The organism is Streptomyces sp. XY431, from assembly GCF_001279805.1.
Lineage (GTDB): Bacteria > Actinomycetota > Actinomycetes > Streptomycetales > Streptomycetaceae > Kitasatospora > Kitasatospora purpeofusca.
Window position 1 is genome coordinate 22723 of record NZ_LGDO01000242.1, and the last position, 12208, is coordinate 34930.

Genomic DNA, 12208 nt, shown 5'->3' on the forward strand with positions numbered 1-12208 from the left:
AGGTCAGGCCAGCGGGCCGGTGACCCGCTCGACGGCCCGCACCAGCTCGCCCGAGGCGACCAGCGCGGCGGCGGCCTCCAGGTCCGGCGACAGGAAGCGGTCGCGACCGGCGCCGCCGACCCCGGCGGCCCGGGCGGCGGCCATCGCCGCGGCCGTGGCCGGCGCCGGCTCGGCGCCCGTTCCGGCCTGCTGACGGATCTCCAGCGCCCGGGCGGCGGCGGTGAGCTCGACGGCCAGGATCCGGCCGAGGTTCTCCACGGCCTGGCGCAGCTTGCGCGCGGCGGACCAGCCCATCGAGACGTGGTCCTCCTGCATGGCGGAGGAGGGGATCGAGTCGACCGAGGCCGGCACCGCGAGCCGCTTGTTCTCGCTGACCAGCGCGGCCTGGGTGTACTGGGCGATCATCAGGCCGGAGTCCACGCCCGGGTCGTCGGCCAGGAAGGCCGGCAGGCCGTGCGAACGGGCCTTGTCGAGCAGCCGGTCGGTGCGGCGCTCGGAGATCGAGCCGAGGTCGGCGGCGGCGATGGCGAGGAAGTCCAGCACGTAGGCGACCGGGGCGCCGTGGAAGTTGCCGTTGGACTCGACCCGGCCGTCCGGCAGCACCACCGGGTTGTCGACCGAGGCGGCCAGCTCCCGGGAGGCGACCAGCTGGGCGTGGGCGAGGGTGTCGCGGCCGGCGCCGGCGACCTGCGGGGCGCAGCGGATCGAGTAGGCGTCCTGGACCCGCGGCGCGTCGTCCTGGTGGTGGCCGGTGAGGCCGGAGCCCCGGAGCACGGTCAGCATGTTGGCGGCGGCGGCCGCCTGGCCGGGGTGCGGGCGGATCGGGGCGTGCAGCTCGGGCGCGAGCACCTTGTCGCTGCCGAGCAGCGCCTCCAGGGTCATCGCGGCGGTGATGTCGGCGGTGGTGAACAGCCGCTGCAGGTCCGCGATGGCCATGACCAGCATGCCGAGCATGCCGTCGGTGCCGTTGATGAGGGCGAGGCCCTCCTTCTCCAGCAGCTCGACGGGCTCGATGCCGGCGGCGGCGAGCAGCTCGCCGGCGGGCTTCTCGACGCCGTCGGGGCCGGTGGCCACACCCTCGCCCATGAGCACGAGCGCGCAGTGCGACAGCGGCGCGAGGTCGCCGGAGCAGCCGAGCGAGCCGAACTCGCGGACCACCGGGGTGATGCCGGCGTTGAGGAGCGCGGCCATGGTCCGGGCGACCAGCGGGCGGACGCCGGTGCGGCCGCTGGCGAGGGTCTTCATGCGCAGGAACATCAGCGCGCGGACGACCTCGCGCTCGACCACCGGGCCCATCCCTGCGGCGTGCGAGCGCACCAGCGAGCGCTGCAGCTGGGCGCGCAGCTCGGGGCTGATGTGCCGGACGGCGAGGGCGCCGAAGCCGGTCGAGACGCCGTAGACGGGGCGCGGTTCGGCGGCCAGGGCGTCGATCCGGGCGCGCGCGGTCGCCATCTCGGCGATCGCGTCGGGGCCGATCTCGACCCGGGCGTTGCCCCGGGCGACGGCCAGCACGTCCTCGGCGCCGACGTCGGCCTTGCCGACCTGGACGAGCGGCGCGTGGGCGGCCGCAGCACTGTGCATATCCATATGCATCATCTCAGCAGGTGAATGGAGATATGACAACCATCTCGGCCCAGTCGAAAGCTCGCGACACCGAACCGCCCGGTCACCAGGATTTTCGAATACCCGGGCCGGTGCCGCACGCTGTGGGGAGGCGGACGGCGCAACGCCGGGCGCGGCGGACGGGAAGGCGGGCGGGACGATGACGCGGGCGACGGCACGGCGGCGGGTGCTCCGGCTGCGCGGGGACGGGCGCAGCACCCGGCCCGACGCGCTGGCCGCCGAGGAACCACTGGAGATCCGGCTCGGCGGCGAACCGCTCACCGTCACCATGCGCACCCCCGGCCAGGACTTCGACCTGGTGGCGGGCTTCCTGGTCGGCGAGGGCCTGGCCACCACCGGCGAGGACCTGGCGGCACTGCGCTACTGCGCCGGCACCGACGCGGACGGCGCCAACACCTACAACGTGGTGGACGCGACGCTGCGCGACACCACCCGCCCGCTGCCGCTCTCCGCCCACCGCAACCTGCTCACCACCAGCGCCTGCGGACTGTGCGGCCGCGACACCGTGGACGCCGTGCGCACCCACGTCCGGCACCCGGTCGGCGAGGACCCGCTGAGCGTCCTGCCCGCGCTGCTCTACGCGCTGCCGGACCGGCTGCGCGCCGTCCAGCGCACCTTCGACTCCACCGGCGGCCTGCACGCGGCCGGCCTGTTCGACGGCCGGACCGGCGAACTGCTGTGCGCCCGCGAGGACGTCGGCCGGCACAACGCGGTGGACAAGGTGGTCGGCTGGGCGCTGCGGGAGGGCCTGCTGCCGCTGACCGGCCATGTGCTCCTGGTCAGCGGCCGGGCCTCGTTCGAACTGACCCAGAAGGCGGCGCTGGCCGGCGTGCCGCTGCTGGCCGCGGTCTCGGCGCCGTCCTCGCTGGCCGTGGACCTCGCCGAGGAGCTGGGCCTGACCCTGGTCGGCTTCCTGCGCGGCGAGGGCGCCAATGTGTACACCCGCCCCGACCGGATCGCCTGAGCCGCACCCCCGCCCCGCCTCACTTCAACTCGGCCTCGACCAGGTCCGCCGCCCGCGCCGTACCGCCCTCGGCCCGGGCCGCGGCGCGCCCCTCCGCGAGCCGCTCGGCCACCGCCGGGTCCCCGGTCAGCTCCAGCAGCGCGGAGCGCAGCGCCCCGGCGGTCGCGTCCTCGGTGTCCAGCCGCCGGGCCACCCCGAGCGCCACCAGCGAGTCCGCGTTGGCGAACTGGTCGACGGCCTGCGGCACCGCGATCATCGGCACCCCGTGGAAGAGGCCCTCGCTCGCGCCGCCGGTGCCGGCGTGGGTGACGAAGGCGTCCGCCTGCGCCAGCACGTCGAACTGCGGCACCCAGCGGTGCACCTCGACGTTGGCCGGCACCTCGCCCAGCGCGGCCCGGTCGGTGTACCGGCCGATCTGCAGCACGACGTGCCAGCCGGGCAGGCCGCCGAAGGCCTCCAGGCAGGCCCGGTAGAAGGCCGGGCGGTCGGTGAAGGCCGAGCCGAGCGAGACCAGCAGCACCTTCTCCGCCCCGGCGGGCCGCTGCCAGTGGCCCTGCTGCGAGCGGTCGCCGAAGCACTGGCCGACGAAGCTGATCCGGTCGGTGTCGACCCGGTCCGCACAGGGCTGCAGGGCCCGCGGGATCAGCGCCAGCGCGCGGTCCGGGCGGTTCTTGAACCGCTCGACGTCCCGCTCGACGTCCCGGACGTCGAGGCCGTTGCCGGCCAGCCAGTCGCCGAACCGCCGGTAGTGCTCGGGGCCGCCGGGCCCGCTGCGGAGCTCCTCGAACATCGGCGCCATGTCCTCCTCGAAGCCCTCCCAGCCGACCATCGTGGGCGACAGCTGCACCGCCGGCACACCGTGCCCCTCGGCCACCGCCCGGGCGGCGAAGGCGCCGATGTCGTACAGCACGAGGTCGGGCCGGTCCTCGGCGAAGAGCCGGCGCAGCACCGGGGTCATCGCGAGGGCGTCGTCGAGGAAGACGTCCTGGATCGCGACCGGGCCCTCGGGCCACCCCGCGGGGTCGCCGTCGAACGGCAGCTCGCTGTCGTACGGGACGGGTGTGGCGCCGGTGGACGCGACCGCCCCGGCGAAGGACGGCGCGTTGACGTAGCTCACCCGGTGGCCCCGGGCGACGAGCTCGGCGATCAGGGCGAGACTCGGGTTGACGTGGCCGTGGGCCGGGATGGAAGCCATGACGATATGGGCGGAGCGGGTCATGCCGGTGGTCCTCTCGGAAGGCTGCGGTTCGGATCCTTGTCGAGACGAGACGGTTCGTCTCGCTGACGTGCCACCAGAATGCACCCGGCAGGCCAGATCGTCAAGACGATACGGATCGTCTCGTCATCTCGTTAGAATGGCGCCCATGACCGGACCGCAGACCACCCCCGACCCCAGCCGCCGCAACGAGCAGAGCCGCGCGGCCATCCTCACCGCCGCCGCCGAACTCGTCGCCGAACTCGGCTTCGGCAAGCTGACCATCGAGAAGATCGCCGCCCGCGCCGGCGTCGGCAAGCAGACCATCTACCGCTGGTGGCCCTCCAAGGGCGCCGTCGTCTTCGACGCCTTCCTCGCCGCCAACGAGAACCCCTCCGGCAGCCTCGCCCTCCCCGACACCGGCGACCTCGGCGAGGACCTGCGGACCGTCCTGCGGCTCACCGCCCTCGAACTCGCCGACCCCGCCTTCGACCGCACCGGACGCGCCCTCACCGCCGAGGTGCTCACCGACCCCGCCCTGCTGCGCGACTACCGCGAACGCCTCCTCGACCCACTGCTGACCGTCACCCGCGAACGCCTGCGGACCGCCCGCGAGGCCGGCCAGCTGCGCGCCGACGCGGACCTCGACCTCGCGGTCGAACTCCTCTACGGCCCGCTGTACTACCGCTGGCTGCACGGCCTCGGCCCGCTCGACCCCGGCTACGCCGACCAGGTCGTCGCGGCCGTCCTGGGCGCGCTCGGCCCCGTCCGGGACTGAGCACGCCAGGACTCGGCCCCGTTCTCAGGACCGGTTGCGGCGGCGCAGCATCAGCACCACGACGACGATCACCGCGATCACCACCAGCACCACGGCGATGCCGATCACCAGTCCGATGAGCTTGCCGAGGCCCTTCTTCTTCTTTTTCTTCGACTTGTCCTTGGACGCGGCCAGCTGCGCGGCGTCATGGCGCTCCGCCGCCGCCCCGACCTGCCCGGCACCCTGCCCCGCCGACACCTGCCGGACGGCACCACCGCCCGCCACCGTCCGCGACCCGGCCTCGGCCACCGGGGCCACCGAAACCGCCGAGGCCGCCGAGGCCGCCGAGGCCGCCGGTGCGGCCGCCAACGCCGTCCCGCCGAACGCGAGCACCGCGGAGAGCACCAGGCCCATCACCCGAGCGCGCACAGGAATCAACCCCCGTCATCGATCCGGCGCGACCCCGACGGCCCGCCGACCGCCGACACCATCCCACGCCCACCCCGTCCCGCCCACCCCCAGGACCGGACCGCGACCCGCTCGGAACCAACCGGTCACCGAAGCACCACACTCCCCGGGGCCCTCGGCCCCCGGCTCAGGTGCCGGGCGGGGAGGCGGGACCGGCGAGGGCGACGGCGACCAGGGCGCGGAGGGCGGCGGCGACCTGGCCGAGCGGGAGGGTGGCGTCGTCGGCGAAGAGTTCGAGGAGCCAGCCGCCCGCCGGGTTCTGGCCGCCGGCCGCGACCATGCCGCGGTAGCCGGAGACCACCAGCATGGCCTCCTCCGCCGGATCGTTGCCCGCCGCCCCGGCGCGCAGCGCGAAGGCGCCGCCGCGCACGGCGGACCGGGTCAGCGGGTAGTGGCGGAGGTCGAAGACGGCGTCCGGGGCCTCGATCTGGGCGCGCTGGGTCTCCGCCCGGGTGCTGCTCGGCCCGCTGGTCATCCGGTAGACGGCGTGCCGCGCGGTGTGCATCAGCTGCGACCCGGGCGGCACGTAGGAGATCCACCAGCCGACCGCGTCCAGCAGCCGGGCCGTGGTCTCGGCGACGACGGCGAGCTTGCCCATGGTGTCGGCCGGGTGGACGGCGCGGGCGGCGCCCTGCCGGTCGAGCGCGGCGAGCACCGCCGTGAGCAGCTGCCCGGGGTCGGCGCTGTGCGCGGCGCCGCGGAACCGCCGGCGGTCGCCGGTACCGGCCCGGCCGCCGGACCGGGGGCGCCCGTCGGTGCGGTACTGCGGGTCGGCGGCGTCCGCGAGCAGCACCGTCGGGTCGGGCGCGAAGCCGGGCCCGTGGCTGCGGCCGGCGACCACCGGGTGCGCGGCGCGGGCGGCCTTGGCCCGGTACTGGGCGGCGTCGGCGAGCCGGAAGAGCCGGTCGGGGGTGGTGACGGGGCCGATGGAGTCCCCGGTGGAGGCGACCCCGCAGGCGACACCCTCGCCCTCGGCCAGGGCCAGCGCCCGCGCGCACAGCTCCTCGGCGACGGCGACCACCTCGTCCGACTTGCGGCCCTCGACGAGCAGGCAGAACTCGTCGCCGCCGAGCCGGGCCGCGAGGCTCCCGGGGAGCTTCGCGGCGGCCAGCGACAGCTGGTGGGCGAAGCGCTCCAGCAGCCGGTCGCCCACCTCGTGCCCGAGCTGGTCGTTGACCCGCTTGAGGCCGTTGACGTCGCAGACCACCAGGGACACCACGGTGTTGTCCCGGTTGTGGGCGGCCAGCGCGCTCTCCAGCCGGGCGTCCACCGCGCGCCGGTTGGCGAGGCCGGTGAGCGGGTCGGAGAAGGCCAGCTTGCGCAGGTCGGCGAGGCGCTCGGTCTGGGCGAGGCCGGCCGAGATCTGGGCCGCGAGCAGGGTCGCGTACTCGGCGTCGGCCTCGGTGAACTCGGCCGATCCGGCGGTCCGGGCCAGGTAGAGCTCGCCCCAGGCCTGCCCGTGCAGCACGATCGGCGCGACCACGCAGCAGGCCCGGCCGCGACGGCGCAGCGCGGCGGCGCGTTCCTGGCAGTACGCGCCGGCGGTCGGGTGGGCGTGCCCGGCGTGCGGCTGGGAGTTGTCGGCGGTCTGCACCCAGGCGCGCGGCAGCCGACCGGTGGACCAGCGCTCCTCCAGGTAGGTGACGATCTCGGGGAAGTCGGCGACCGGGTAGGACTCGTCCTCGGGCAGCTCCTCCTCCCCGGGGGAGAGCTCGCCGTGGTTGACCAGGACCCGCAGCCGGCCGGACTCGCGGTCCCAGACCGAGACGGCGGCCATGGCGGCGCCGAGCGCCCCGGTGGCACGGGCGGCGGCGGCCCGGACGGCCTCCAGCGGGGTGAGCGCACCCGCCATGTCCTGGGCGAGCTCGACGACGGCCGTCAGCCGGGCGTCGGTGGCCGCACCGCCGACGGGGGTGCGGGGCACCCCGGGGCCGGGGGGCGCCGGCGCGGCGGCCGCCGGCTGCCGCGTTCGGTCGCAGTCGCGGTCCGTCATGATCGCCTCACTGCTCACCGGCTCGCCTCGCTCCCTGTGCCCGGTCCTCCTGATGGTCGGCGGACGACCGCCGTGCCCGCACCGTCCGTGCCGGCGTGACCACCGAAGGCTCCCGAAGGTCCTACCCGTCCGACATCGGTTACCCGCCCGACGGTTCGCTACTCCGGCCGCCCGGACCGGAGCGCCTGCACCAAGACTATGGCGGTTTCGTTCGGTTATGCCCCGTTTGGGAGTCGGGATTCGCCAGACCGTGCGGCCTTCAACCGTTCGGCGTGGCGCGACGGGCCGCCCGTCGGACGGCGGCAGGACGGCGCGGGGCCGCGCAGGGCGGCGACGGGATCGGTGACGGGACGGGCGACGGGAGCGCCGACGGGGACGGTGGCAGGCTGTGACGGGGCCGGGGTCCGAGAAGGTGACGGGGCAAAGCAGCGGCAGAACGGCTTCCGGACGGCCGTCGGGCCCGTCCCGGCCGCGCGCTACTCGCCGTGCGGCCGCCGGGAGAGCAGCCACGGCTCGACCAGCCCGAGCCCCCGCACCGGGCGGCGCCACATCGGCTGCAGATTGAACCGGTGCCCCGCCTCCGGCAGGGGCCCGTACTGCCCGGAGGGCGGCAGCCCCGCGGCCACCGACAGGGCGTCGGCCAGCCCGGACGCGTCCTCCCCGGCCGGCGCGACACTGCCGTACTGCTCCAGCGCGGCCGCGAACTCGCCGTCGATCAGCACCGCGTCCTTGGGTGCGATCGAGGTGAGCCGGCTGGCCAGGTTCACCGTGGTGCCGAACACGTCGCCCATCCGCGAGGTGACCGTGCCGAAGGCCATGCCGACCCGCAGGGCGGGGATGCTGTCGTCCTCGGCCAGCGCCTCGATCAGGCTGAGCGCGATCCCGGCGGCGATCACCGGGTCCTCGGAGACGAAGAGGATCTCGTCGCCGAGCGTCTTGATCACCCGGCCGCCCCGGCCGACGATCAGGTCGGAGCACGTGTTCTCGAAGGTCTCGACCAGCTCGCCGAGCTCCTCCTCCTCCAGCCGCCGGGACAGCCGGGTGAAGCCGACCAGGTCCGCGAAGCCCACCGCGAGCCGGCCGCTGGTGATCTCGTTGTCCTCGGCGGCCTGCACCACCCGGCCGGTGACGGCGGCCAGCTGCCGCCGCCAGACGTACACCAGGAACTGCTCCAGCTCCGGCAGCAGCAGCTCGACCAGGGGGTAGGCGACATCGGCCCGGGTGAGACCGGGCTCGACGGACTGGGTGAGGTTCTCCAGGAAGGTGTCCATCTGCCAGCCCGCGAGCCGGGCCGTGGTCTGCCCGGTGGACCGGGCCACCTGGATCGCCATCGACTCGCTCAGCAGGCCCGACTCGACCAGGCCCGCCAGTCGGCGCAGCGCGATCACATCGCCGTCGGTCAGCGCCCTGGACTGGCCGATGTCCGGGAAGCCCATCGCCCGCCAGAAACGGGTGGCCAGTTCCATCGGGACGTCGGCGGCCCGCGCGGCCTGGTACGGGGTGTAGCGGCGTGGCGCGTCCAGGATCAGGCGTTCGAGGTCGAGGGCGACGGTCTGGTCGTCGGAGCCCGCCGGGCCGCCGTTGCCGTCGGCGCCGTTGCCGCCGCCGTTGCTGCCGTCCTCTGCCACCGGTCCGTCCCCGTGCGGTCGCCGCACTCGCCTCGTGTCGTGCCAGTGCGGGCGCGGCCGCGCCCGTTCGGGCAGTGGCGCGCCTCACACTGCTGCCAGGTGGAATGTTCGCACGGAATCGCGCGATCCGGGGCATCCGCCCGAGTCAAGGGGAGGTAAGGGGAGGCACCGCAACCCGCCCGGCGCACGGCGCGCGACCCGTCCGGCGCGGGCTCCGGAGCAGGGCCGGAGCGGGGCCGGCGCACGCTCCGGCCCGGCCGAACGACCCGCCCGTACTACCGCCCGTCGCGCGGCTCCGGGCGCACATGGACGACGTCCCCCGCGCCGACCGCCCGCCGGCCCCCGTCCGGGGTACGGACCACCAGCTGCCCGGCCCCGTCCACCGCGACCGCCTCGCCGATCAGTTCACGGTCACCGGGCAGCAGCACCTTCACCGGGCGGCCCAGCGTGGTGCAGCGCTGCGCGTACGCGCGCAGCAGGCCGCTGGTGTGCGGGTCACCGCCGGCGGCCGTCCACTCCCCGTACAGCTCGGCGAACTCGCGCAGCAGCGCGCGCAGCAGGGTGGTCCGGTCGGTGACGGCGGCACCGGCCAGGGCGAGCGAGGCGGCGGTGGGGACGGGCAGTTCGGCGGCCCGCAGCGACACGTTCAGCCCCAGGCCGGCGACCACCGCCCCGCCGCCCAGCTCGGTCAGGATGCCGCCGATCTTGCGCTCGGCGCCGTCGACCTCCACCTGCAGGTCGTTGGGCCACTTCAGGCCGACCTCGACCTCGGCGACCCGGCTCAGGGTGCTCGCGGCGGCGACGCCGACCAGGATCGGCAACCAGCCGTACCGTTCGACGGGTACCTCGTCCGGGCGAAGCAGGAGGGAGAGGAAGAGGCCGGAGCGGGCGGGCGCGGTCCACTGCCGCTCCAGCCGGCCGCGGCCGGAGCTCTGCGACTCGGCGACCAGCACCGCGCCCTGCGGGGCGCCCGCGCGGGCCCGGGCGGCGAGGTCGGTGTTGGTGGAGCCGGTCTCCTCCACGACGTCCAGCGAGGTCCAGAGCCCACCGGGGCGCACCAGGTCCCGGCGGAGCGTGGCGGCGTCCAGCGGCGGGCGGTCCAGGTCGGTCCACGGCGACGGTCCGGCGTGGCCGAGGCCGCGCAGTCCACTGCGGCGGGGGGTGTCGGAGGTCATGCGGCTCACCCTAGGCGGACAGCGGGGCCGGCACCGGCCGGGAGGCCGTACGCCGTCCCATCGTCTCCCAGAACGGGCGCCGACGACACTGTGGCGCTGGCCATAACCGCCGGACATTACGTCGGGCCCTCCGCGCTGGCTACGCTACCCAACGGTAGTTCGTTGTGCCGCCCTGCACCCCTCGTCCGCGCCGCCCCCACCCGGCCCGCGCCACCGAAAACAGGTAGCGGCCCAGGATCAGGGAGAGCCACCGGAATGACCGAGGCGTCGCACGACCCGCACACCACCGCCGGCAAGCTCGCCGACCTCCGGCGCAGGATCGACGAGGCGGTGCACTCCGGCTCCGCCAAGGCGGTCGAGAAGCAGCACGCCAAGGGCAAGCTGACGGCCCGCGAGCGCGTCGTGGAGCTGCTGGACGAGGACTCCTTCGTCGAGTTCGACGAGTTCGCCCGGCACCGCTCGATCAACTTCGGCCAGGAGAAGAACCGGCCGTACGGCGACGGCGTGGTCACCGGCTACGGCACCGTGGACGGCCGTCAGGTCGCGGTGTTCGCGCAGGACTTCACGGTCTTCGGCGGCTCGCTCGGTGAGGTCTTCGGCGAGAAGATCGTCAAGGTCATGGACTTCGCGCTGAAGACCGGCTGCCCGGTCATCGGCATCAACGACTCCGGCGGCGCCCGGATCCAGGAGGGCGTCGTCTCGCTCGGCCTGTACGGCGAGATCTTCCGCCGCAATGTGCACGCCTCCGGGGTGATCCCGCAGATCTCGCTGATCATGGGCCCCTGCGCGGGCGGTGCGGTCTACTCCCCCGCGATCACCGACTTCGTGGTGATGGCCGATCAGACCTCGCACATGTTCATCACCGGCCCCGACGTGATCAAGACCGTCACCGGCGAGGACGTCGGCATGGAGGAGCTGGGCGGCGCGCGCACCCACAACACCAAGTCCGGCAACGCGCACTACCTGGCGGCGGACGAGAAGGAGGCGATCGAGTACGTCAAGAGCCTGCTCTCGTACCTGCCCTCCAACAACCTCTCCGACCCGCCGGCCTTCCCGGAGGAGGCGGACCTGTCCGTCACCGACGAGGACCTCGAACTCGACACCCTGGTGCCGGACTCGGCGAACCAGCCGTACGACATGCACCGCGTGATCGAGCACGTCCTCGACGACGGCGAGTTCCTGGAGACCCAGCCGCTCTACGCCGGCAACATCATCACCGGCTTCGGCCGGGTCGAGGGCCACCCGGTCGGCATCGTCGGCAACCAGCCGATGGACCTGGCGGGCTGCCTCGACATCGCCGCCAGCGAGAAGGCCGCGCGGTTCATCCGCACCTGCGACTCCTTCAACATCCCCGTGATCACCTTCGTCGACGTGCCCGGCTTCCTGCCCGGCACCGAGCAGGAGTGGGACGGCATCATCCGCCGCGGCGCCAAGCTGATCTACGCCTACGCCGAGGCGACCGTCCCGCTGATCACCGTGATCACCCGCAAGGCCTTCGGCGGCGCGTACGACGTCATGGGCTCCAAGCACCTCGGCGCCGACCTCAACCTGGCCTGGCCGACCGCGCAGATCGCCGTGATGGGCGCGCAGGGCGCGGTCAACATCCTCCACCGGCGGGAGATCGCCGAGGCCGACGCGGCCGGCCTCGCCGACGAGAAGCGGGCCGAGCTGATCGCCTCCTACGAGGACACCCTGCTCAACCCGTACCTGGCGGCCGAGCGCGGCTATGTGGACGCGGTCATCGCGCCCAGCGAGACCCGCCGGCACATCGTCCGCGGTCTGCGCGCGCTGCGCGGCAAGCGCGAGGTGCTGCCCCCGAAGAAGCACGGCAACATTCCGCTGTAGTGGCTCCTCTCAGGAGGATCGCGAGAGGATTGAGCATGGCCCCGATCCATGTGCTGCACGGGCAGCCGACCCCCGAGGAGCTGGCCACCGTCCTGGCGGTGGTCCAGTCCCGGGCCGCCGCCGCGCAGGCCGCCGCCGAGGCGGCCCGCCGCGCGGGCGACGGCCCGGACTCCGCCTGGAACGACCGCGCGCGCCGGCTGCGCGCGACCCCGCGCCCCGGCGTCAACGCCTGGCGCACCTCCGGCTGGGCCGGTTAGTACCGCTCGGTACTGCCGCCGCCCCCCCGGTGCCGCCGCGTCGGCACCGGGGGGGCGGATGGGAACGGCCGCTCGGCACTGCAGCGCGCAGTGCCGAGCGGCCGTTCCTGTTCCCGGTGCTGTCCTGCTCCTGCACCCGGTGCCGCTCCCGGTGCTGCTCCGTTCCTGTTCCCGTTCGACCGTGCCGTTCACCCGTGCCGTTCACTCGTGGGTGCACTTTGCAAAGTGCACAGGAACTTTGCAAAGTGCACCCACGGGGCCCGCTCCGCCCAGGTGGAGCGGGCCCCACCTGGCATTTTCCCG

Annotated in this window: 9 protein-coding genes and 1 pseudogene; 4 read left to right on the forward strand and 6 right to left on the reverse strand. The window is 74.5% G+C overall.

The genetic code is table 11. The annotated features are described in order from the left end of the window. Nucleotides 1-3: 3 nt before the first annotated feature. Nucleotides 4-1587 (reverse strand): histidine ammonia-lyase, encoded by a 1584-nt coding sequence (gene hutH / locus ADK60_RS22305; RefSeq protein ID WP_053648391.1) that lies wholly within the window; start codon nucleotides 1585-1587, stop codon nucleotides 4-6. 175 nt (nucleotides 1588-1762) lie between these two features. Here hutH and fdhD point away from each other — a divergent pair, with 175 nt between their 5' ends. Further along, nucleotides 1763-2587 (forward strand): formate dehydrogenase accessory sulfurtransferase FdhD, encoded by an 825-nt coding sequence (gene fdhD / locus ADK60_RS22310; RefSeq protein WP_053648396.1) that lies wholly within the window; start codon nucleotides 1763-1765, stop codon nucleotides 2585-2587. Nucleotides 2588-2606: 19 nt separating this feature from the next. Here the strand turns inward: fdhD and ADK60_RS22315 are convergent, their stop codons facing one another. Then, complete coding sequence (locus tag ADK60_RS22315; RefSeq protein WP_053648398.1) at nucleotides 2607-3806, reverse strand: macrolide family glycosyltransferase; 1200 nt, start codon at nucleotides 3804-3806, stop codon at nucleotides 2607-2609. 145 nt (nucleotides 3807-3951) lie between these two features. Between ADK60_RS22315 and ADK60_RS22320 the strand changes: the two genes are divergently transcribed. Further along, nucleotides 3952-4560, forward strand: a complete 609-nt coding sequence (locus ADK60_RS22320) for a TetR/AcrR family transcriptional regulator (protein ID WP_053648400.1) — start codon at nucleotides 3952-3954, stop codon at nucleotides 4558-4560. A 24-nt stretch (nucleotides 4561-4584) separates the two neighbouring features. On the opposite strand, the gene ADK60_RS22325 is transcribed toward ADK60_RS22320, so the two are convergent. From ADK60_RS22325 to ADK60_RS22340, 4 genes and pseudogenes are all read right to left on the reverse strand, one after another. After that, a complete protein-coding gene (locus ADK60_RS22325; protein WP_159400528.1) occupies nucleotides 4585-4968 on the reverse strand; it encodes a hypothetical protein in 384 nt (127 codons plus the stop codon). Nucleotides 4969-5701: 733 nt separating this feature from the next. After that, nucleotides 5702-6859: pseudogene (locus ADK60_RS46845) on the reverse strand (GGDEF domain-containing protein); the annotation flags it as partial. A gap of 617 nt (nucleotides 6860-7476) precedes the next feature. Beyond that, nucleotides 7477-8628 carry an adenylate/guanylate cyclase domain-containing protein gene (locus tag ADK60_RS22335; RefSeq protein WP_045938120.1) on the reverse strand — a complete coding sequence of 384 codons (1152 nt, stop codon included), beginning with the start codon at nucleotides 8626-8628 and terminating at the stop codon, nucleotides 7477-7479. Nucleotides 8629-8903: 275 nt separating this feature from the next. Continuing rightward, nucleotides 8904-9803 (reverse strand): biotin--[acetyl-CoA-carboxylase] ligase, encoded by a 900-nt coding sequence (locus ADK60_RS22340; RefSeq protein WP_053648404.1) that lies wholly within the window; start codon nucleotides 9801-9803, stop codon nucleotides 8904-8906. 255 nt (nucleotides 9804-10058) lie between these two features. Here ADK60_RS22340 and ADK60_RS22345 point away from each other — a divergent pair, with 255 nt between their 5' ends. Then, a complete protein-coding gene (locus ADK60_RS22345) occupies nucleotides 10059-11648 on the forward strand; it encodes an acyl-CoA carboxylase subunit beta (protein ID WP_045938098.1) in 1590 nt (529 codons plus the stop codon). Between the two features lie 35 nt (nucleotides 11649-11683). Then, on the forward strand, nucleotides 11684-11905 hold the full coding sequence (locus ADK60_RS22350; protein WP_030393431.1) for an acyl-CoA carboxylase subunit epsilon: 222 nt from the start codon (nucleotides 11684-11686) through the stop codon (nucleotides 11903-11905). The last annotated feature ends 303 nt before the right edge of the window (nucleotides 11906-12208 follow it).

What these genes read in the sequence shown, in the direction of transcription:
- ADK60_RS22340 (WP_053648404.1), bottom strand. Translation starts at nt 9,803, where the DNA reads ATGACCTCCGACACCCCCCGCCGCAGTGGACTGCGCGGCCTCGGCCAC.
- fdhD (WP_053648396.1), top strand. Translation starts at nt 1,763, where the DNA reads ATGACGCGGGCGACGGCACGGCGGCGGGTGCTCCGGCTGCGCGGGGAC.
- hutH (WP_053648391.1), bottom strand. Translation starts at nt 1,587, where the DNA reads ATGGATATGCACAGTGCTGCGGCCGCCCACGCGCCGCTCGTCCAGGTC.
- ADK60_RS22345 (WP_045938098.1), top strand. Translation starts at nt 10,059, where the DNA reads ATGACCGAGGCGTCGCACGACCCGCACACCACCGCCGGCAAGCTCGCC.
- ADK60_RS22320 (WP_053648400.1), top strand. Translation starts at nt 3,952, where the DNA reads ATGACCGGACCGCAGACCACCCCCGACCCCAGCCGCCGCAACGAGCAG.
- ADK60_RS22350 (WP_030393431.1), top strand. Translation starts at nt 11,684, where the DNA reads ATGGCCCCGATCCATGTGCTGCACGGGCAGCCGACCCCCGAGGAGCTG.
- ADK60_RS22315 (WP_053648398.1), bottom strand. Translation starts at nt 3,806, where the DNA reads ATGACCCGCTCCGCCCATATCGTCATGGCTTCCATCCCGGCCCACGGC.